General features: G+C 42.5%; 16 protein-coding genes. 12 read left to right on the forward strand and 4 right to left on the reverse strand.

Annotated features, from left to right (window positions below):
- Window positions 1-95: 95 nt before the first annotated feature.
- The 10 genes from ACLOAU_RS06465 (at window position 96) to ACLOAU_RS06510 (ending at window position 13988) form a co-directional block, all read left to right on the forward strand.
- The gene (locus ACLOAU_RS06465; RefSeq protein ID WP_427861040.1) at window positions 96-3239 is read left to right on the forward strand and encodes a SusC/RagA family TonB-linked outer membrane protein; all 3144 of its coding nucleotides are present in this window, start codon (window positions 96-98) and stop codon (window positions 3237-3239) included.
- A gap of 39 nt (window positions 3240-3278) precedes the next feature.
- On the forward strand, window positions 3279-5018 hold the full coding sequence (locus tag ACLOAU_RS06470; RefSeq protein ID WP_427861041.1) for a RagB/SusD family nutrient uptake outer membrane protein: 1740 nt from the start codon (window positions 3279-3281) through the stop codon (window positions 5016-5018).
- 87 nt (window positions 5019-5105) lie between these two features.
- On the forward strand, window positions 5106-6401 hold the full coding sequence (locus ACLOAU_RS06475) for a glycoside hydrolase family 88 protein (RefSeq protein ID WP_427861042.1): 1296 nt from the start codon (window positions 5106-5108) through the stop codon (window positions 6399-6401).
- Window positions 6402-6434: 33 nt separating this feature from the next.
- Window positions 6435-7703 carry a DUF2264 domain-containing protein gene (locus ACLOAU_RS06480; RefSeq protein WP_427861043.1) on the forward strand — a complete coding sequence of 423 codons (1269 nt, stop codon included), beginning with the start codon at window positions 6435-6437 and terminating at the stop codon, window positions 7701-7703.
- 236 nt (window positions 7704-7939) lie between these two features.
- Window positions 7940-9376 (forward strand): Gfo/Idh/MocA family oxidoreductase, encoded by a 1437-nt coding sequence (locus ACLOAU_RS06485; protein WP_427861044.1) that lies wholly within the window; start codon window positions 7940-7942, stop codon window positions 9374-9376.
- A 582-nt stretch (window positions 9377-9958) separates the two neighbouring features.
- A complete protein-coding gene (locus ACLOAU_RS06490; RefSeq protein WP_427861045.1) occupies window positions 9959-10243 on the forward strand; it encodes a hypothetical protein in 285 nt (94 codons plus the stop codon).
- Between the two features lie 8 nt (window positions 10244-10251).
- Window positions 10252-11109 (forward strand): hypothetical protein, encoded by an 858-nt coding sequence (locus ACLOAU_RS06495; protein WP_427861046.1) that lies wholly within the window; start codon window positions 10252-10254, stop codon window positions 11107-11109.
- Window positions 11110-11118: 9 nt separating this feature from the next.
- Window positions 11119-11796: a response regulator transcription factor gene (locus tag ACLOAU_RS06500; protein ID WP_427861047.1), complete on the forward strand. Its 678-nt coding sequence runs from the start codon at window positions 11119-11121 to the stop codon at window positions 11794-11796.
- The gene (locus ACLOAU_RS06505; RefSeq protein WP_427861048.1) at window positions 11796-13112 is read left to right on the forward strand and encodes a sensor histidine kinase; all 1317 of its coding nucleotides are present in this window, start codon (window positions 11796-11798) and stop codon (window positions 13110-13112) included. The genes ACLOAU_RS06500 and ACLOAU_RS06505 overlap by 1 nt, the downstream gene beginning before the upstream one ends.
- A 63-nt stretch (window positions 13113-13175) precedes the next feature.
- Window positions 13176-13988 (forward strand): DUF4382 domain-containing protein, encoded by an 813-nt coding sequence (locus ACLOAU_RS06510; protein WP_427861049.1) that lies wholly within the window; start codon window positions 13176-13178, stop codon window positions 13986-13988.
- Window positions 13989-14063: 75 nt separating this feature from the next.
- Here ACLOAU_RS06510 and ACLOAU_RS06515 read toward each other — a convergent pair whose 3' ends face one another.
- The 4 genes from ACLOAU_RS06515 to lysS all read right to left on the reverse strand — a co-directional run bounded on the left by ACLOAU_RS06515 (window position 14064) and on the right by lysS (window position 20329).
- The gene (locus ACLOAU_RS06515) at window positions 14064-16301 is read right to left on the reverse strand and encodes an alpha-L-fucosidase (RefSeq protein ID WP_427861050.1); all 2238 of its coding nucleotides are present in this window, start codon (window positions 16299-16301) and stop codon (window positions 14064-14066) included.
- A 32-nt stretch (window positions 16302-16333) separates the two neighbouring features.
- On the reverse strand, window positions 16334-18004 hold the full coding sequence (locus ACLOAU_RS06520; RefSeq protein WP_427861051.1) for an FMN-binding glutamate synthase family protein: 1671 nt from the start codon (window positions 18002-18004) through the stop codon (window positions 16334-16336).
- A 575-nt stretch (window positions 18005-18579) separates the two neighbouring features.
- A complete protein-coding gene (locus ACLOAU_RS06525; RefSeq protein ID WP_427861052.1) occupies window positions 18580-18750 on the reverse strand; it encodes a hypothetical protein in 171 nt (56 codons plus the stop codon).
- Window positions 18751-18805: 55 nt separating this feature from the next.
- Window positions 18806-20329 carry a lysine--tRNA ligase gene (lysS, locus tag ACLOAU_RS06530; RefSeq protein WP_427861053.1) on the reverse strand — a complete coding sequence of 508 codons (1524 nt, stop codon included), beginning with the start codon at window positions 20327-20329 and terminating at the stop codon, window positions 18806-18808.
- Window positions 20330-20592: 263 nt separating this feature from the next.
- On the opposite strand from lysS, the gene ACLOAU_RS06535 reads away from it, so the two are divergent.
- The gene (locus ACLOAU_RS06535; protein ID WP_427861054.1) at window positions 20593-22275 is read left to right on the forward strand and encodes a sensor histidine kinase; all 1683 of its coding nucleotides are present in this window, start codon (window positions 20593-20595) and stop codon (window positions 22273-22275) included.
- Window positions 22272-23027 (forward strand): LytR/AlgR family response regulator transcription factor, encoded by a 756-nt coding sequence (locus ACLOAU_RS06540; protein WP_427861055.1) that lies wholly within the window; start codon window positions 22272-22274, stop codon window positions 23025-23027. Before ACLOAU_RS06535 ends, ACLOAU_RS06540 begins: the two co-directional genes overlap by 4 nt.
- Window position 23028 lies beyond the last annotated feature (1 nt).

The following is a 23028-nucleotide window of genomic DNA, read 5'->3' on the forward strand; positions in this document are numbered from 1 at the left end:
CTACCCAAGCCGGCGAAGCGCACATATTGCACCAGATTGCTTTGCGATACAATTGCAGCGCTTAAACATATTGTACTTCTAAAAAAATCACTACTATGCTATTTAAACGAATGATGCAGGCAATGCCTGTTATCAAGAGGGGACAGTTAGCTTTTATGCTGTTGTTACTGTTACCTTTCACAGCTTTTTCTCAAACCTCGGTGTCGGGTACTGTTGTGGACGAATTTGGTAAACCGGTTGCGGGTGCCTCGGTTCTTATAAAAGAAAAGGCAACAGGTACGTCAACCAATGCAGAGGGAAAATTTACTATTAACGCAAAGGCCGGAGATGTGTTAACCATCAGTTCTGTTGGATTTGAAAAAAAGGATCACAATGTAACCGGTAATGAAAATATAACCATCACATTAAAAGCGTTGGCAGGCTCGCTGGAGGATGTGGTGGTAGTAGGTTATGGAACAAGGAGCAAGAAAGATGTGGGCGGCGCCGTTTTATCTGTTGATGAGAAGCTGTTAAAAGACCGTCCTGTTACCAATACGCTTTCAGCGCTTCAGGGAGCTGCTCCGGGGCTGGTTATTACCCGTACCAACGGGCAGCCGGGTCGTGAAGGCTGGACGGCACGCATCAGGGGTATAACATCTCTTGGAGCCGGTAACGCACCGCTGGTAATTATCGACGGAGTGGAGGGAGACATCAATGCGCTCAACCCCAATGATATACAAAATGTATCCATACTGGAAGATGCGGCATCGGCATCTATTTATGGAGCGAAAGCAGGAGGTGGTGTTATATTGGTAACAACCAAAGGAGGGCGGCCCAACCAGAAAACGACCGTTGACCTCACTTCTATGTATACCTGGCGAACTCCTTATGCCCGGCCGGAACTGATAAGTTCCCGCAGGCAGGCAGAGTTGCAAAATGCGGCGAGAGTTTTTGCCAATGCTAATAAAGATTTTACGGATGAACAGCTGGGTTGGTTTGACGATCCCAACATTAATGATGTATGGAACACCAACACAAATTCCTGGGACTACTATTATAATTACAACCTGGAAGAGCTACTAATGCGGAAGCAAAGCCCCCAAAGAAATATCAACCTTTCAGCGAGCGGTGGTGGCGACAAATCCTCCTTCCTTTTCTCTCTGGGGTATTTAGATCAGCAGGGTGTTTTTAAATTCGGGCCCGACAACTACGATAAGTTTAACGCGCGCATTAACTACAACACCCGTTTTTCAAAAATATTCAGCCTGGATAGCCGTATTTCTCTTTCTAAAGAAGACATACTGGCCCCGCCCATTGGCGTTACAGGCGAGGGATTAATGTATGGTGTATATTCAATACGGGCAGCCCGGAACCCTATTTTTACACCCGGAACTGATGAATCCAGGTATGCGTTTATCGGCACTATTTCTACCGCATATCCGGTATTAAAAGATGGCGGCTATGATAAAGAAAACAAGTATAACGCAAATGGTGTTTTTAGCCTGGCCGCAAAACAAATAGTAAGGGGGTTGGATCTTAAAGCTGTGTACAGTCCCAGCCTGATACTTTCTGACAGGGAAATTTTCAGCCGTACCATTCCCCGCTGGACAATCGACCAGAATAAAAATCCGGTTGCCGGAACGCCGATCAACCAGGTGAACTCGCTTCAAAAAAACAGGCCGTATACCATCAATCAAAACTTTTTTGCAACGGCGGACTACGACTATAAGGTAAACCGGCATAGTTTTCATTTATTGGGCGGTTATGAGTTTAAAGAGTATAAATATGATTATATACAGGCTATACAAAGGGCTTTGTTATTAAACAATTTTCCAACGTTAAACTATACAACTCTTGCTAATGCAGATGTGGGTAATGTGAGTGATAATATTCAGGTAAATACGTGGTTGTCTTATTTTGGCAGGCTTTCTTATAATTATGGAAGCAAATATTACTTCGAGGGAACCTTACGCCAGGATGGAAGCTCCAGGCTGGCTCCGGGTCATAAGTTCCAGACCTTTTATGCAGGAAACGTGTTTTGGAGAGCAACACAGGAAGAATGGTTTAAGAACGCTTTACCCTGGATCAACGAGTTTAAAATAGGTGCGTCTTACGGAACCGCAGGAGGAGCACAAACAGCCGATCCTAATTTAAATAACTACGATTTCCAAAGTCCGCTGGCCAGGGGTTATTATCCCTTCAATGACGCCCGTACGGCTTATTTCTACCAGCCAGGCTTACCGTCCGATAGCAAGGCATGGGAAATCATCAGCACAGCCAATTTTGGTATCGACCTTGAATTGTTGAACAGGAGACTTCGCCTTCATTACGACTACTTCATTAAAAGAAACGACAATGTTTTCGTAGCACAACAGTTGCCGGCTCTTTTAGGAGTTACTCCCAACTCGGCCAACCTTGCTGCTATACAGGTTAAGGGTTGGGGTGTTACCGTTAACTGGAACGATCAGTTTAAAAACGGAAGCTATTTTGTTTCAGCTAACCTTAGCGATGATAAAAATAAGGTGGTTAAATACGACGGGTCTGTGTCTTATGGTGCCGGAATTAATGCCGCACTGCCAGGGATGTCTACCAACTCAATTTTTGGTTACAAAGCCGATGGTTATTTTGATAACCAGCAGGAAGTGGAAAGCGTGCCACGCAGAACTCCGAGTACGGGCGTAGGTGATATTAAATTAATAGATGTAAATAACGATGGGGTAATTACACAGGGAAATAATACCGAAGCCAATCACGGGGACCTGGTGTATCTGGGTAATACGAATTCGAGATACGTTTTTGGATTCAACGCTGGTGTAAACTGGAAAGGGTTTGATATTTCTGTATTATTTAATGGAGTAGGTAAAAGAAGCCTGCTACTGGAATCGTATGCAACAATAGCTTTTTATGACGGATGGCGCATGCCATGGGCCATTCACCAGGATTACTGGACGCCGGAAAATCCTAATGCAAAATTCCCGGCAATCAGGTTTAGCGACAGGGTTAACGATCAGGTATCTTCTCATTGGGTTCAGGATGCCAGCTATATACGCCTGAAGAACTTACAGGTGGGATATACCTTACAAAAGAATGTTCATAAAATGAAAGCTTTGGGGGATATCAGAATCTATTTCTCCGGCCAGGACTTATGGGAAAAAACGGGTATGTGGTATAACTATTTCGACCCCGAAAATACCGACAGGGTTGGTTTCAGCTACCCTATGTGGCGCAGTTACGCTTTAGGACTTAATATTAATTTCTAAACAGACCCCGTTTTTCAACAACATTTAAAAAATAAACAGATGAAAAGTCTATTATATAAAAGATATATCAATGCTTTTTGCGCAGCGTTGTCGATAGGAATATTATTGGGTAGTTGCGTGAAACGATTAGATCAAAATACACAGACATTAATTACTGATCCTATTTTTTGGAAAGACTCTACCGACCTGGTAAGCGCCACCAATTATTTGTATGTAAGCCTGCCCGACTTTGGCGCTGCAACGGAGGAATTGTACAGTGATTTTGCGTTGGATATCCGCACAACAACTGTTAACACTATTAGTGATGGTTCGCGTGTAATACCATCCAGTGACGGACGCTGGAACAATGCTTATATATACATACGTGCGGCAAATAATATCCTTGAGAAATCCGGTGCCATAGCAGATGGCCCTACAAAAACATTTTGTGTGGCGCAGGCAAGATTCTTCAGGGCATTATCTTATTTCAACTTAGTTAAAGCCTATGGCGATGTGCCTTATATTGGAAGAACTATAACCGGAAGAGAGGACGAGGCCCTGTATACCCCCCGCACCGACCGCAGAGCTGTAGTAGATTCTATATATGCAGATCTTGATTTCGCCGCGGCCAACTGCCCGCAGGCCGATCAGTTGCCAGGAACCCCTGCAACAACAGGAAGTGTTGGCCGTGAATACGGACGCATAACCCGCAGCGCTGCACTGGCTTTTAAATCGAGAGTTGCACTATACGAAGGAAGCTGGCATAAGTTCCACGGAGAGCCCGAATTGAAAGGAGCAAAGGACCCCAACAAGCATTTTACAATTGCGAAACAGGCCGCGCAAACCGTAATGACAGAGGCCAAACATAGTTTATATACGAAAGACGGAGCTTTGAGTTTTCAGAACCTCTTCAGGTATCCCGGTGAAACCTACGCCAATAACAAAGAAAATATACTGGTAAGATTATATGGAAAGGACATTACTAATAACGTAAGCAGTAACGGTGGTTATATGCGGTCTTTTTTAACAGATGGCGGAAACGCGGCTACCAGGGCTTTTGTAACGCTCGCATTGTACTCAGACGGGCTGCCCTCGGGAAAATCTCCTCTTGACTCAACCGGAAAAGAAACCGGCCTGCTGACGGATTACCAAAACCGTGATCCCAGATTGGTGCTCACTTTATTTAAAACAGGAGATCCGTACGCATCTATCTCAGGAGGCAATCCGGTATATGGAAATACTTATTATTATCATCAACAAAAATACTGGACCGGCCAGGCAGATTTTTTAGCAAGTCCTAACCTGTTTTTGGATTTTATTGCCATTCGTTATGCAGAGGTATTGCTGAACTATGCCGAAGCCACTTTTGAGCTCAATGGCAGCATTTCCGACGCAGATTTGGATATGTCGGTAAACCTGCTTCGTAAGCGTGCCAGCAACAATGACAATAGTAAGCTGGCCCTGTTAACCAATGCTTTTGTTACAGCAAACGGTTTAAACATGCGGGAAGAGATAAGAAGAGAGCGCTCGGTAGAACTGGCTTATGAAGGGTTCAGGTATTGGGATATTATCAGGTGGAAAACAGCAGAGACTGAGCTTATTAAACCGTTGATTGAGCGTAAATATTTTGAAAATGTAAACTATGGAGGTGCCACCAAACCGGCATTGCTGGGCGGATATGTACTTTTTCAGCCTGCAGATAAAAGAAAGTTTAATGCCCAAAAAGATTATTTATGGCCGATTCCTTCAGCACAGATAGGATTAAGTAATAATACGCTCACTCAAAATCCTAATTGGTAATTTTTAATGATATTGCAAAGAATATCGATTGCGGATCAGCTAAAAAAGGCAGTTTTTTGCTATAAACACAATAACACTATTGAAAAAATGCAGTGTACAAAAATGTTTTTCGGATGGATGATGGTTTCGGTTTTGTTTTCTTGCGGGCCTGCTAAAAATACAGCAGGTTTGCAGGAAGACGGCTTTGTTAAAACAGGCTTATCGAAATCAGAAGAAATGCTTCGGCACATGTTACCGGCAGCCAATAAAAAGTTTTCGGCCCGGACAGGAGCTTATCCGCGAACCACCAACAAGAGTGGAGAGCTGGTAACTACTTCTATGTACGACTGGACGCCCGGCTTTTTTCCGGGTAGCCTTTGGTATGCCTATGAGTATTCAAAGAACGATAGTATGAAGGCCGAAGCGATTAAATGGACAGAAAAGCTGGCGCCGCTACAAACGTTTACACAACACCACGACCTGGGCTTTATGATGTATTGCAGCTATGGCAATGCTTACAGGCTTACAGGCAATGAGGCGTATAAAAAGATCCTGGTTAATTCGGCAAAGGCCTTAAGTACACGTTTTAACCCAACAGCAGGTGTAATCAAGTCATGGAATAGTTTTAAGTCATGGCATGGCAATGCCACGTATTATTTTCCCGTGATCATAGATAATATGATGAACCTGGAACTGTTATTCTTTGCATCGAAAGTATCCGGAGACACCAGTTTCAGGCATATTGCGGTAACTCATGCATTAACCACTATGAAGCACCACTTCAGGCCCGATCACAGCTCCTATCACGTAGTGTGTTATGATTCTACTAACGGCAAAGTTGTAGCAAAAGAAACGGCGCAGGGCTATGCCGATAACTCCACATGGAGCCGGGGACAGGCCTGGGCTATTTATGGCTACACAATGGTATACCGCGAGACGAAAGATCCCCGTTTCTTAGAAATGGCAATTGGCCTCAGCAATTATTTTATCAACAATAAAAGATTGCCGGAGGATTATGTGCCCTATTGGGATTTTAATGCAAACGAGGCGGGCTATACGCCCGGCGTAAAGTCTCACGCGAATAAAATGAGCACTTTGTACCGCGATGCCTCCGCTGCATCCATAACTGCGTCTGCCCTGCTGGAGCTGAGTACTTATGTAAGCGACAATCTATCTAAACAGTATAAAGCGGCTGCTGTAAAGATATTACGGTCATTAAGCAGCGATGCTTATATGGCAAGGCCCGGAACAAATGGTAGTTTTATCATCGAGCATTGCGTGGGTAGCATACCCCATCAGTCAGAAATAGATGCGCCATTGGTATATGCCGACTATTATTATATGGAAGCCTTATTGCGTTATCAGCAATTACAGAAAGGCGGTGTGCTGTTTGCCGGCAACTAAAGCCTGTTTTACTTTACTAAAGGAATTTTAAAAATGACAGATTTTCTAAAGCAACGAGTCCTCCATACTGTTTTTCTATTGCTATTATGTGCAGGTCTTGGTGCTCAAAATAAAACAGTAAGTTCTACCGGTGCGCAGGATCGGGCGTTTTGGATAAAAACATTGCACAAAATAGCCTGGCCGGTAATAGAAAACCTGGCCAATGGCACGCTTGAAAAGAACATGCCATTGGAGAAAGGGCCGCAATACTATCTTACCGCCAATAAGGTTTCTTATCTGGAAGCGGTGGGACGTTGCTTCGCAGGTATTGCTCCCTGGCTTGAGTTGCCGGATGATAATACGGAAGAAGGACTGCTTAGAAAAAAGTATAAGGCAGCAATGGTAAAGGGTTTAACGAGCGCCGCAAATCCACAGAGCCCGGACTATTTAAATTTCAGGGAAGGTGGTCAGCCCATTGTAGATGCCGCATACCTTGCCCATGCTTTTATGCGCGCGCCCAAAGCCTTGTGGGAACCATTGGATACTTTGACCAAGCAACGGTTTGTTGCAGAATTCAAATCGTTGCGTGACCGGACAGGTGCTTATAATAACTGGTTGCTGTTTGCTGCTATGTCCGAGGCTTTTCTTCGTTCCGTAGGTGAGCAGTTCGATCCTGTTCGGATTGATTATGCCTTAAATAAAATGAGGGAATGGTATGTAGGCGATAGCTGGTATAAAGACGGAGATTTATTCAGCATGGACTATTATAACTCGTATGTAATACATCCGATGCTGGTTGACTTGCTGGGTTCTTTAAAAATAAAACCCGTTACAAAATATAATCAAAAAGGCTACAGCGTTAATGAGGCTTACGATCAATCGGTAAAAAGAATGGTGAGGTACGCTGAATACCTGGAGCGTATCATAGCGCCGGATGGCACTTACCCGGCCTATGGGCGGTCTGTAACCTATCGTACTGCAGCCTTTCAGGCATTGGCTCAAACCGCATTAATGCAGCAGCTGCCGGAGTGGGTAAGCCCGGCACAGGTTCGCTGTGCCTTAACAAAGGTGTTTTACAATATGTACGAAGGCAACCAGAATTTTGATAACAAAGGCTGGCTGGTACTTGGTTTTAACGGTCATCAGCCCATGATGGCAGATCAATATACATCTACCGGTAGTTTATATATGGCGTCACTTGGTTTTTTGCCTTTAGGTCTGCCGGCAACAAACAAATTCTGGACAGATGCACCGGCAGACTGGACCAGCAAAAAAGCATGGGGCGGCCTCCCGGTTAAAAAAGATTATAAAGTAGAATATTAAGATGTATTGAAACCGGCTGCCTGCTGTGTATTTTTGGATATATTTGGTGATACTTTTGTTTCATTGCTTGCGTGTGCTGTAGTCTTATCAGGCCCTTTTGCTCAATAAACCCGCAGTTTAAGTATAACTTATAATGGTTAATTGGCGCAAACGGGTACCAAAAAGGTACGCCGGGTAAAAAGAATGAACAGTCAGGTATAATAGAATGAACAATTAACTAATATCTTCGAAGCATCATGAGTTCAAAAAACACATCAAGAAGAAAGTTCTTGAAAAATACAACGATAGCTACTGCTGCTACAGCATTACTGCCAGATTTGCTTTTTGCCAAAAACAGTTTTTTAAGATCCGCAGTTACGGCTCCTTCCGAAAAAGTTAACCTTGCCTGCATTGGTATTGGTAACCGGGGCCAGCAAATAATTGAAGAGTTCGCTAAAACCGGGTTGGCCAATATTGTAGCCTTATGCGATGTGGACATGGGCGCACCCCAGACACAAAAAATAATGGGGCACTTTCCACAGGCCAGGCGCTTCCAGGATTTCAGGCAGATGTTTGACAAAATGGGTAACGAAATAGAAGCGGTTTGTATAGGTACGCCCGATTTTTCGCATTTCCCTATTACCATGATGGCAATGGCCCTGGGCAAACATGTATATGTAGAAAAGCCAATGGCCCGCACTTTCAACGAAGTAGAGTTGATGATGAAAGCTGCGGAGAAATATAATAAAGTGGTTACGCAAATGGGCAACCAGGGTCACTCAGAAGGAAACTACTTCCAGTTTAAAACCTGGACCGAAGCCGGCATTATAAAAGACGTCAATAAGATTGTTGCACACATGAACTCTGCCCGTCGCTGGCATGGATGGGACACCAACATCAAAGCATTCCCTGCGGCAGAATCAGTACCATCAACCCTTGATTGGGATATCTGGCAGATGCAGACTTTTGGACACGACTATAACAAAGATTTTGTAAACGGCCAGTGGCGTTGCTGGTACGATTTCGGTATGGGAGCACTGGGCGATTGGGGTGCGCATTTATTAGATACGGCTCACGAATTTTTAGACCTGGGGCTTCCCACAGAAGTAAAGCCATTGAAGTTAACAGGGCATAATGATTTCTTTTATCCCATGTCCACTACACTTTCTTATAAGTTTCCGAAAAGAGGCAATAAACCCAAGGTTGAAGTGTTGTGGTATGATGGGGTAGACAATCTGCCTCCTATTCCGAAAGGTTATGGTGTTCAGGGATTGGATCCCAATATCCCGCCACCCAGTACCGGAGACATTAAAGGGCCTAAGTTGAACCCGGGCAAGATCATTTATTCTAAGGATCTTATTTTCAAAGGAGGATCTCACGGCAGCACGCTTTCCATTATTCCTGAAGAGAAAGCAAAAGCGATGGCAGCACAATTGCCACAGGTGCCTAAAAGCCCGTCCAACCATTTTAAAAACTTTTTGCTGGCATGTAAGGGCCAGGAAAAAACGCGTTCGCCGTTTGCGGTAGCAGGCCCGTTAAGCCAGGTATTTTGCCTGGGTGTTATCGCACAATGGACAGGGGATAAGATTAAATTCGACCGTGAGAAAAAGATCATCACCAATAATAGAAAAGCGAATGAGCTTTTGGTAGGTCCTCCACCAAGAAAAGGCTGGGAACAATATTATAAGATCTAACAGCTGCATTAGCATAATTCATACAGCATTTATCAATGGGCGCTTCTATATAGAGCGCCCATTCGTTTTTCAAATCGCTTTAGGAGATATTTGATATTGTTAACTATAACAAACCGGCATCAATTTTATTGAAATGCATCCGACTGGTTTTTGAGACACAAACCTCAGCATAGCTCTGGCCAGTGTCTCCACTGGCTGGACGGGGCGGGTAAACTCTGTATAATAATAATTTTGAAACCTGTTTATTATAAAAGTTGATGCGTCATACAGCAAGCTCAACGTTGTATATTTAATTCCGAAGGAATGTAATAATTATAGAAACACAGGCAATAGCAAACAAACCCCGCGAGGGGTGGCATTATTCGGCTACGCCACAAATAGAGCGGCGCATCTTGTTATAGTCAATGATTATCGGCGTTAATATTCGACAGCTTCAGGGTTGAACAAGAAAAACAAAAGGATTGTTTTGGAACAGCGTGACAAATTGTTTTCATCGGAATTTCATATTGGCATTTTATTTTTGTAAGACAGTGCATAACTGCAGATATCTTTAACGGTACAAATTTCCCAATTTTTTCGGGTATGATAAAATTCTTGATGCTTTTATTATTGTTGGCCGGATGGTCCGGAATTTGCAATGCTTCCGGTATCACCATACCTGTAATGGTAACAGATACCCTTCCTGCTAAAAAACTGGCAGATCAAAAGCCGTTAAAAGAAAAAGGAAATGCTCAGGCTAAAACTGTTAAAGCGGTACCCAAGGCAAAAAATCAGGTCAGGCCAAAGGCTATTGGAGTAAAACCGGTTAAAATGAAGCCGATAAAAGTAATAAAGCCTAAGATAAACGGGAAGGGATTTGGAAAGTAGTGTATACCATGAAGCCGACAAAACGAGCATTCCATGCTTTTTTCTTTTTCCTGTTTTCTTTGGCCGCAATGCATGCAGCTGCACAGAAGAATACGGAGATTTCGCCTGTTGATTCATCGGCGACAGCATCTTCTTACACAACATTTACCCTGGCCTCGCTTTTTAGCAGCGGCATTGATTATTTTGGCCAGACTACCGCGCAAACACTTCCCTATATAGCACTGAATGGAACCTTGCGTCTTAAGTATGGTATTTATGCCTCACTTACCGGATTTCATCTTTTTTCAGATAGCGCAGTAGTATCCGCTACAGGCCTGACCGCTGGTTACCAGTTCACTATTGCTCCAAAATTTACCGGGGATATTAGTTATGCTTATACGATTTTTCCCAAACAATCTCCTTTTTTACAGGCATCAAGTCCTCACATGGTTAGCGCGGCGTTTAATTACGAGCACCTGTTGAATACGGGCATTAGCGCAGACTATTCATTTGGCCGGCAACAGGATTTCTTTGTAAGCCTTAGCAATTCGAAAGAATTGGTGCTGAATACAGACCGGGACCGACATATTATTGCTACCACTCCGCAATTAACTATTGTTGCAGGAACACAGCAGTTTTACGAAACCTATCTGGTAGAACGAAAAAACAATGGTAAGGGAAAGGGCGCACCACCTCCCCGCGAGGAAAGCCGCAGTTACAACCAGTTTGGCTTATTATCCTACAACTTTAAACTGCCGTTGTCTTATAACAGGGCTTCTTACCTGGTGGAAGCGGCCTACCAGTTATCATTATTAGGAAACAATGCATCGGAGAGAGCAGGTCAGACGAATTCTTTTTTTACACTTGGATTTTATTATCAATTTTAATAGTGCCGTATGAAAGTGTTAATTGTAGAAGATGAGGCGCTGCTGGCAGAAGAGATAGCTGTTTCGCTGGCAGGAAGACAATTTCAATGTGATATGGCTTCATCAGCTGCAGAAGCGCTTAGCAAAACAGATACCGGTCATTATGAGTTTATATTATTAGATATTGGTTTGCCGGATAAAGACGGGTTTTATCTATTAAAGGAGATCAGGAAAGATCATCCTGAATCAGCTATTATCATTCTTACGGCACGAGGCCAGGTAGAAGACCGGATCAAAGGGCTGGATATGGGTGCAGACGATTATTTATCCAAACCCTTTTCGCTGCTTGAGCTTCAGTCGCGCATGATGGCGATAACCAGGAGAAAATATAACCTCAACGATACACTTACTGTTGTAGGCGCATTTGAACTAGATATCCGTAACCGGCTGATCAGGTATGAAGACCAGGGTGTGGATCTTTCAAAAAAAGAGTTCGACCTGCTGAGTTACCTGGTATTGCATAAAAACAGGCCCTTAAGCAGGCTGCAGTTAAGCGAGCATTTATGGGGCGATTTTTCTGATGAAGGGAATGACTCTAACTATATCGATGTACATATCAAAAACATCAGGAAGAAATTAGGCGCTTACGCTCCGGTAGACTGGCTGGAAACCATAAGAGGCATCGGATATAAAATAAAAATGGAATAATGCGATTGCATACCAAGCTTGCTTTATTTACAACGATCAGTACACTGACCGTGTTAATAATATTTGTGGTATTGCTGCCACAGATAATGCAGCGGGTGGCATTTGCCAATACCAACCACACACTCCTGCAGCAAAAGCAAAAGGTATTGCAGCAAATCAGCGCAACAGGTATTGACTATTATCTCGAAGGTGATGCTTCCTATGGTAGTTACTCCATGCTTAAAGATGAATATATATCGCTGGAGCAGGCTGATACAACTACACTAACCGATACGTTGATAACAGAACAACGACTGGTAGACAGGGATACCATCAATTATCGTATACTGATGCATAGCTTCAGACTAGATGGTCAAAACTATCTTTTAGAAATCGGTAAAAAAACAGCATCAATCAGTGCAGAAGCGGGGGCTTTACAGCAAACCGCCCTATATATTTTATTGCCGCTGGCGCTGGTTATTTTATTGATACAAATCGTTTATAACCGCTACCTGTTAAAACCTTTAGGCTACATTATACGCACCCGTTTACTTAAAGCCAACTTCCCGTTTAATCAACAAGCAGAAAGGCTTAAAAGTACCACCGCAGATTTTTTATATCTCGATAAGAGCATCTCACAGTTGATGCAACAGATCAAAGATGCTTTTGAAAAAGAAAGAGAGTTTAGTTCCAATGCCTCTCATGAGTTGATGACACCGATCAGCATTTTGCAAAGCAAGATTGAGAACCTCATGGAGGATGAAGGTTTAACTGACGAGCAGTATAAAAAACTCGAAGCTACTATGCTGATCATCAGGCGGCTAAAAAAAATTGTAAACGCGCTCTTATTAATATCAAGGGTGGATAATAACCAGTTTGCCGACAAAGATATTTTGACCATTAGGGAAATTGTTGACCAGGTGGTAGAAGAGTTGCAGCATCGTATAGCGCAAAAAGAAATTGTTTTAGATATACAGCTCGCTCCTGTTTCCTTAAAAAACATAAACAGGGATCTGTTGTTCCAGCTATTTTATAATATTATCAATAACGCCATTAAATTCAACAAAACCGGGGGTCGTATAAGTATAACAGACCGGCAGCCAAGCGGTTCGGGCTATATGGTTTTTATAGAAGACTCCGGAATAGGTATTGATGAACAGCAGCTTAAGGAAATTTTTTACCGCTTCAAAAAGGGAACTACCCGGGCCGAAGGTTACGGGCTGGGTTTGGCTATTGTTGACGCTATTGCCAGGCATGAGGGCTTACTGCTCGATGTACAATCACAAAAGCATAAGGGAACCCGCTTCACGGTCACGTTTGGGGAAAAGCATTTGTAAAAAGTCTTCATGAATTTTTCATGTTGCAGGGATATGTTTGTATCACCATTAAACAAAATATCCATGAAACGAATTTTTTATTCCGTATCCTTTTTTACTGTATTGCTGACGGCGGCCTGCTCAAAAAATGATAGCAACAGCAATACTGAAGGCCAGGCGAAAGTACAACTGGTTCTAACCGACGCGCCTGGCCTTAATTATGAAGCCCTTTATCTTGATATAAAGGAGGTGAGTATTAACAACAGTACTGCTGATGATGGCTGGATCTCCTACCCTGTTGCACCCATATTTGCACAACCCATCAACATACTCAATTATCGTAACGGTAAAACCATCGCAATAGGGGATCCTGTTTCTTTGCCCGCGGGTAAGATTGAACAGATCAGGCTCGTGTTAGGTAATAACAATACCATTGTTGTTAATGGCCAAACTGAAAAATTAACTGTTCCTTCAGGTGTGGTTAAAATAAACCTGCACCATGAGCTTTCACCTAATGGAGTGTATAAGATATGGGTAGATTTTGACGCGGCCCGTTCAATAAAAGTACATGAAACCGGAAATGGTAAATACATTATGCGACCTGTTATCAAAGCTTTCGCAGATCAGGCCAACGGTCAGATTAGAGGATATGTAAAACCAGCTGAAGCGGGAGCCTGGGTATATGCCTTACAGGGTGTAGATACGTTGGGCAGCGCCATACCTGCACCAGACGGCTTTTACCAGTTTGTAGGACTCCCATCCGGTAGTTATTCGGTTTCTTTTGATGCAAGTGATGTTTCAGGTTATAAAGATGCTGTAGTCAACAATGTGAACGTTGTTTATGGACAGGTAACAGATGTAGGAACTTTAGCTACTCCCATCGTATTGATTAAATAGTTTTTTTCATGAGGGTTTAGAGTAAATATAAGGGTCCGCTCTGAAAAGGCGGACCCTTTCTTTTTTTGAAGATCGTTACTCAAAAAAATCCAACTCTGCTATCGCCAATACATTGCCTTTAGCGGCAATTTCTTTAGATTCGATTGTTATGTACCGTGCTGATATCGGTGTAGCAAATGGATGCCTGCGTTTGGTAGGATCGTTGATCAGGTTGCCGAATTCAAAGTTGCCTACAATTGTCCAGGTTTTTCCGTCAGTGCTTGACCGTACCACTCCTTTCTCCATCATTCCTTTCTCATTGGCATTTTGTGGAGTATAAGCAAATCCTTTGAGATGATAGATTTTTCCCAGGTCAATAGTAATGTGTTGCGCTGCACCTGTCGCTTCAGAAAGCCAGTAGGTTTTACTGTTGCCATCCAATGCAAGGGCTGCTTTATGGCGGGCCGTTTCGCTGCTTAGGTCAACAACTTTCCAGTCTTTTTTAGCGATGCCTATTACTTCGGCTGCTACACTGCCTGTTTCAGTTTTACTGAACGCAGCGGCTTTCACTTCGCCTTTGCTCATTTGAAATGGCTGTGTATAAAGTCGCGAAGTCTTAGTGGGAGCGCTGCCGTCTGTTGTATAGCGGATCTCTATGCCGGAATTAATATTGGCTGCCGCATTCTCTCCATTATGATTCCAGTTGAAATTGTGCTGCCGGGGAGCAATGCTTACCAAACCGTTAAGATCTGAAGAGATCTGTAATTGAGGTGGCCTTGTTTTATAATAAAAAGCTGCAACCGTACTAATGGCGGGAGCTGCTCTAAGCTGTGTAAAACGTATCCTGAATTTAGAAGCCGTTACTTCGGGAAAACGGAGGATACGTTTATACCCTATATTGGTAGCCATAGCGATCTCCTTCCATTCGTTGCCGATCCAGGCATCTACTGCATGGGCTTCTACTCTTTCACTATGTGTAGTAACCGACTCCTGCAATAAAATACGATTAATCGTAACGGCCTTAGGCGTAGTGATCAGCAGTTCTGCCGTATTGCTCTTTAATACAGAATAGCTATTGGTGTTATTATCTAAAATCTTTGTATCTCCCTTGGCGTTCTTAAAAAGGTTATTACCATAAGTTTCTTTAATGCGCTTGCCTGCATCCAGCAAAGCATTTACATCTCTCTCCGAAAAGCGCCCCTCCCTGTTCGGCGGGATATTTAAAAGGAAAGTTGAATTGCCCCCCACAGAGCGTTCGTATATATCAAATACATCATCGGCGCTTCTTACCTTTTGTTCCGTATCGTCGCGGTAAAACCAGCCCTCTCTTATAGAGGTATTGGTTTCAGCCTGCTGGTAATGAATATACCTGGCATTATACAAATCTTCTCTTTGGCCCAGCGAGGCCTTTGTCATATCCGGAAAATAGTTGGCCGTATCCGGGTTAAACGGGTAGGCAATGGTGTTCCACTCTGTATTCCGGGTACCACCGGCCTCATTACCACACCAGCGAATGTCCTGCTTGCCAAAAACAACAGCGTTAGGAGCCAATGTTTGTATCAACTTTTTCCAGGCCAGGTAGTTATAGGTCTGTCCACCTTTTGTTTTAGGATGGGCGCCATCAAACCACACTTCACTGATCGGTCCGTATTCTGTCAGCAATTCAAAAAGCTGGTTAAGGAAGTACTCATTATAATCATCTACCTTAAATTTAAAAGTGGTTTTATTGGCATAGGGCCGCCCCGGTATACTGCGGGGAATAGTCCTTTCGGTGTACTGGCTGAGATTACCGTATAAGCCTTCAGCGTTTTCTATCTGGAACAGGTCTGCCGGCGATAAATAAATACCCAGCTTCAACCCGTATTTTTTACAGGAGGCAGACAACTCTTTTACAATATCGCCTTTGCCGTTTTGAAAAGCGGTGGACATGATACCATGCTTGGTATACCGGCTTTGCCATAAAACAAAACCGTCATGATGTTTGGCTGTGATGATCACCATCTTCATACCGGCATCTTTCATTACCCGGCACCATTGGTCTGTATCAAGCGTTTTCAGATCAAAGATGGCTGGATCTTCTTTACCGCTGCCCCACTCCATTCTGGTAAAAGAATTCGGCCCAAAATGAATAAACGCAATATATTCATTTCGTAAAGCGGCATATTGATTCGCTGTGGGTACCACATGCACCGCTTTGTTAATGATAGATTCTTTAGTATCGCTATTGAGTATTTCGTAAGTATTTTTCAACGGCATCAAAACACCGTTCGATTGAGCCATAACTGTTGCAGACAGCAGACATACTGTTGCTATGAACGAAAGCGCTTTAAACATGTAGAAGGTTTATTGGATATAAAAAACAAAATTTAATGAACAGGATTATCGGAGGCAGTTTCAGCCACTTCCACTTTCTCTTTGGTGTTGTCTTCGCTCCAGCTGCCTACGGTATGTATGCCCCAGCGGTCTTCACTGGCAAATGCGAAATCAGCGCTGTATTTTTGCGGCACTTTGCCATCGATGAAAGCGCCCCGTTTTACAGAAGGAAATATTTCTTCAAAAGTATACATTGCTGTTAAAGACACTCTTCTATACACATGCGAGCGGGTAATGTCCTGCATGCCGCTGAGCCCTGCGGCACCCATTAGTTCTACAAAGGTCTTTACCGTGTTCTTATGAAAATTAGCTACTCTTTCCCTTTTGTCTTCTATCACTAATCCCTTCGTTAGCTTAGGGTCTTGTGTAGCTACACCTGTAGGGCAACGATTGGTATTGCAAATTAAAGCCTGTATACAACCAACGGCCAGCATCATGGCCCTGGCGCAGTTACAGGCATCTGCGCCCAATGCGGCGGCGCGCGCAATATGAAAGCCGGTCATAATTTTGCCGGAGGCAATAATCTTGATATGATGCCTGATATTTAATCCGCACAATACATCTTCCACAAAAGCCAGACCGTCTAATAATGGAGCTCCCACATAATTGGAAAACTCCTGTGGTGCTGCACCCGTGCCACCCTCGCCACCATCCACGGTGATAAAATCGGGGTAAGTATCCTGGCTGATCATCGCTTTACAAATAGCAATAAACTCACTTTTATGCCCGATGCATAGTTTAAATCCGACGGGCTTGCCTCCGGAGAGGCCTCTTAATTGTTTGATGAATTGAACCAATTCTGTTGGTGAACTGAAAGCCGTATGATAGGGCGGAGATTCTACTGTTATACCTGGTGTAATATGCCTTATCCTTGCTACTTCCGGTGTATTCTTTGCGGCAGGTAAAATACCGCCATGACCGGGCTTGGCTCCCTGCGAAATTTTTATTTCGATCATTTTGACATTAGGTATTTGCGCTTTTTTTGCAAAGAGTTCCGGAGAGAAATTACCCTGCTCATCGCGGCAGCCGAAGTAACCGGTACCTATTTGCCATATCAGGTCGCCGCCCTGATTCAAATGGAAGTCGCTTAATCCGCCTTCTCCGGTATTATGGGCGAATCCACCAATTTTAGCACCGCCATTCATGGCCTCAACAGCATTAGAGCTTAAGGAGCCATAGCTCATCGCAGATATGTTGAGGATGCTGCCATTATAGGGCTGCTTGCAATCTTTATTGCCGAACAATACACGCGGATTATGCTCCAGTGTATTAAATCCTTTGGGAGCAATGGAATGGCAAATCCATTCATAGCCCGGAGCGTATACATCTAACTGTGTTCCGAAGGGCATGGTATCATTATCCTGTTTGGCGCGTTGGTATACGGTAGAGCGATCGATACGGTTTAAGGGCCGCCCATCTATATCCGACTCCACAAAATATTGATAGATCTTGGGACGCAGCTCTTCCATTACATAACGTAAGCGTCCAAACACCGGGTAAATGCGGCGAATACTGTGTTTGGTTTGCACCATATCGTAAAAACCCATGATCGACACTACCAGTACACCCACAAAAAGTACATACCAGTTAATGCTGAAGTAGTAGCCCAATAAAAAAGTAACGACAAGCGATAGCAGGGCTACAATAATAAAAATGCGCCTCATATACAAAACATTTTATATGACGAATGTATCAATTTAAAACAACCTAAAAAATCAATAGGGAATGAATCTTCTTAAAGAAGTTGTTTAGAATATTTAAACACAGAGAAAAACGAGCTTTATGTTATATCGACTTTGCAGGGTTGATCACGGTCAAACAAAAAAACAATATAGGATAACCTGTTTCTTTTGACATTATTGCTATATTCCTATTTTGTCTATTGTGAAATGGTATAATCCAATGCAAAAAGTAAAAAGCACTCCCTACAGAAGTGCTTTTAAAACGGTTGAAAAAGTTTACCAGTGTATTTGCCTGGAAAGAATAAATTCACAAACAATGATCTCAGTATCTAATTCCAAAAAAACAATAGTATATTTCTTTTTGTAAGAGATGCACTTATAGCCTATAAGAGCTCTTTCGGGTTCTCTGCATATTCTATAACTTCTTCTTTTATCACCAAGTTTAGCGATAAAGTCATACGCATCATCAGTAAATTTTTCTGCAGTTATAAGTAACCCTTTCGATTCAACAAACCAGGAAATTTCTGCAATGCTTTCTGCAGCAGACTTTCGAACGATTATTTTCCTGATGCCCACTTTTTGATAAGCGTTTTACTGAAGGTACGAGCCTCTTCCACTGTAAAAGTCTTTTCAGCTTTTCTTTTTATCGCTGCCTTTTTCTGCAAAAGTTGAAAATCCCTTTCGGGTAATAATACATATTTCTTTTTATCAATAATTAAAGACGTCATAACATCTCATTTCTTATAAAGGTACTAAATTGGGCGGAAATGCTCCGTCTGCGAATCAATGCCAGGCCTCCGGTCTCATTTGCGGGAAGAATAAAACATCCTGGATGGAAGGAGAATTGGTTAACATCATTACCAGTCGGTCGATACCAAAACCGATACCTGATGTAGGCGGCATACCATATTCCAGCGCACGTAAAAAGTCGTAGTCGATATACATGGCTTCTTCATCGCCGCGCTCCATCAATTTCGCCTGTTCTTCAAAACGTTCGCGCTGTTCAATAGGATCGTTCAACTCACTATAAGCATTAGCCACTTCTTTACCATTTACCATCAGCTCAAAACGCTCTACCAGGCCTTCTTTGCTGCGATGCTTTTTGGTAAGCGGGCTCATCTCGATAGGATAATCGATAATGAACGTAGGTTGTATATAATGATGCTCACATTTCTCTCCAAAAATCTCATCGATCAGCTTGCCCTTGCCCATGGTTTTATCTACATGAATGCCCAGTTTACCACAAACTTCTTTCAAGCCCTCTTCATTCATCTCGCTTACATCAAAACCGGTATGTTCTTTAATAGCATCGTAGATAGATACTCTTGCAAATGGCGCTTTAAAGGAAATGCTTTTATCTCCAACGATTGCATCTGTGGTTCCGTTTACATCCAGCGCAGCCTTTTCAAGCAACTGCTCGGTGGTTTCCATCATCCAGAAATAATCTTTATAAGCCACATAGAATTCGAGTACCGTAAATTCAGGATTGTGTGTACGGTCCATACCCTCATTGCGGAAGTTGCGGCTAAACTCATATACCCAGTCGAAACCACCCACGATCAGTCTTTTCAGGTACAGCTCATTGGCAATACGCAGGTAAAAAGGAACATCTAAGGCGTTATGATGCGTAACAAAGGGCCTTGCGGCTGCACCACCTGGAATGGCCTGTAAAACCGGCGTATCCACTTCTAATGCGCCCTGCTGGTTTAAAAACTCACGGATAGAGTTCATCAGTTTGGTACGCTTTACAAAAGTATCTCTTACCGAAGGATTGATCACCAGGTCGGCATAGCGCTGGCGGTATTTAAATTCAGGGTCCGTTACTTCATCAAACACATTGCCTTCTTCATCGCGCTTTACAACCGGTAAAGGCTTTAATGATTTAGCCAATAAGGTCAAAGATTGCGTATGCAGGGAGGTCTCTCCGGTTTTGGTTATAAATACATAACCGGTAGCGCCAATAAAGTCGCCCAGGTCTAACCCATGTTTTACCAATACATCCCAAAGGCTTTTATCTTCACCTGGGTATAATTCATCACGCTTCACATATAATTGAAAAATGCCCTGGTTGTCCTGTATTTTAATAAAGAAAACTTTTCCCTTATCATTAATGCTCATGATGCGCCCAGCTACATGCACCTGTGCAAACTGTTCCTTAGTTTCTTCTGTAAAGCTCTTCTTAATATCCGCCGAATAGTGCGATACGGGAAAAAGCTCGGGCGGGTAAGGGTTTACACCGGCTTCTTTAAGTTTTTGCAGTTTCTCTCTTCTTATCTGTTCCTGCTCCGATAATTGTTGTACACTCATAATTTAAAAATTGAAAACATATCCAAATGGTAAATCAAACTACCTTTTGGAGCCGTGCAAAGATACCCGATTTGGAGATTTAAGATTGGAGATTTTAGATCAGGTCTGTTCGATTCAAATCTTAATAGGTAAAATTCAAAGAACGGCTTATTTTTCTTCTGTTTTTTGTATTGATTTGCTGTAGAATGAAAGAGGTATTACATATATTGATTTTACTATTAACTTTTACGAACTGTTTTTCCCAAACAGTAATCACAGACTCTGTGCATCCTCTTTTTAACGGAACCTTGGACGGCAATAAAATACGTGATGCCTATGACAATTTTGAGGCTGCTACACCAACGAAAAAGCCAACTGACCGGTACAATCCAGTGGGTCTTTCCCTGTTTCACTCAAAAAGCCTTTATACAAGAACAGCGTTAAATTTAAAAGAAGAACTAAAGGAGCTTGAGGCATTTAAATTCAATTTTCCCGAAATGAAGGGGTATGCTATCAGGGGAGACTATCGTTCATCGTTGGCTGTGCCCTTATTTGATTCGGTTCCTGTAATCGTAACGGCCTACGGCATAGGCAAGGGCAACGTTGAGATGTACCGGTTTAGAGTGTTACAAAACAAAGAAAAAGAAATAGTGGGCTGGAGAAAGGTTGTATTCTTCAGTCCGGCTTTTATGCATTACCGTTATAATGTAGATGGATCGGAACAGACAGAAATGGCTTACCTGGGTGAGTTTAAGGCACCCGTAGGCAGCAGTATTACAATAGAGGTAAAAAACCTGTTGGATCCGGATACGACCTATAAAATCGCTGCAGTGTGGATAAAACGGGCACCTTCTGTAATTGCAACCTTTAGCACATCCACATTAAAAGATTTTATGGAGGTATATAAATACCAGTGGAAGCACGACTTTAGCAAACCGAATACTAGCACCTATTATGGGGATATAGAATTGCAACCTGTTGATAGTTTGCTTTACATAAAACATGTGTTTAAAAAAGATGAAAATAATTTGTTTCTATACCTAAGGGACAAAGTAAAGTCGGTTGGATTGGTAGAATACAATCTTATTAAAGGCAGGGACAGCCTGGGCTGGCAATCCAATACCTTTAACCCTAATGCGATCTGGTTACAAAACCTGGCTCCGGGAAACTATAAACTCTTACTACGTTATGCATTTCAAAGGCAAACAGTTAATGAATACGTCTTCACTGTAAAGCCAGCCTGGTATCAAACCGTATGGTTTAAGTTAATAATGGCGCTTGTATCGCTTCTGGCATTATTATCAGTATTCCTTTTGATAAAGAACCGCAGGCAACACGCCAGGATCAGAAGGCAGCAAATACAGCAACAAGTAACTCAGGCGGAGATCAAATCTATTAAGTCGCAGTTTAATCCTCATTTTGTATTTAATGCGCTTACTTCTATCCAGGGATTGGTTACTAAAAATGATATGGAAGGGGCACATAAATACCTGAACGATTTCAGCATGCTGCTCAGGAACTCCCTAAATCAAAGTGAGAACGAGTTTATAAGTATGTCGGAAGAAATTGAATTAATTAATAACTACCTGAAGCTTGAGCAGCTTAGGTTTGGATTTAATTATGATATAGAAGTTGATGAAAGAATTGATAAACATGCAACAGAAATGCCGGTGCTCTTATTACAACCGGTTATAGAAAATGCAGTAAAACATGGTATTTCTAAATTGTATAAAGAGGGTCAATTACTGATAAGGTATACGGCAACAGATGATAACATATTAGTTGTTGTTGAAGATAATGGCGGCGCATTTAATGCCAACGCCAAAAAGGGAATGGGCCTGAAGCTAACAGCTGAAAGAATCGATTTATTGAATGACGTCCTCAAAACCCGCCAGATCCGCTGGGAAATCAAGCAGCAAGATCATTATACGCGGGTAATATTTATATTTAAAAACTGGCTCCTGTGATTCAAACTATAATAATAGACGACGAACAAAATAATGTAGAAAATCTTGAAGGATTGTTACATCTGTACTGTCCTCAGGTGCATATATTGGGCACAGCTATCAATGCAGATGAAGGGATAGTGCTGATACAGAACCTAAAACCCCAGCTCGTTTTTTTGGATATACAAATGCCGGGAAAAACAGGCTTCGAAATGCTGAAAGAATTACCCGATTATAGTTTTGAAATCATACTGATAACAGCCTATGACCAGTATGGAATACAGGCCATAAAATTTTCCGCAGTTGACTACCTGCTAAAGCCTGTAAATATAGAAGAACTAAAAGTTGCCGTTCAAAAAGCCGAAAGCCGTGTAAAAAGTAAAATGCAAAACTATGAATTAGAAAACCTGCTGCAACTAATAAAAAACAGGGAGCAAAAATCGACACATAAACTGGCGCTGCCAACATTAAAAGAAACACGGTTTGTAAATCCCCGGGATATTATCCGCTGCGAATCTTCAAACGCCTATACCAGCTTTTTCCTTTCGTCCGGAGAAAAAATTATTGTGTCCAGGCCTATTTACGAATACGAGGAGTTACTGGCAGGGTTTGATTTTATACGTTGTCATCAGTCACATCTCGTCAATAAGGAGCATATTAAAAGTTGGGTAAAAGAAGACGGTGGCTACCTCATACTGGACAATGGAGATGAAATTCCTATTTCAAGAAGCAAGAAAGAAATTCTAACGCAAGCATTAATTCACTTAAAATAAA

Source organism: Paraniabella aurantiaca (genome assembly GCF_050309965.1).
Lineage (GTDB): Bacteria > Bacteroidota > Bacteroidia > Chitinophagales > Chitinophagaceae > Niabella.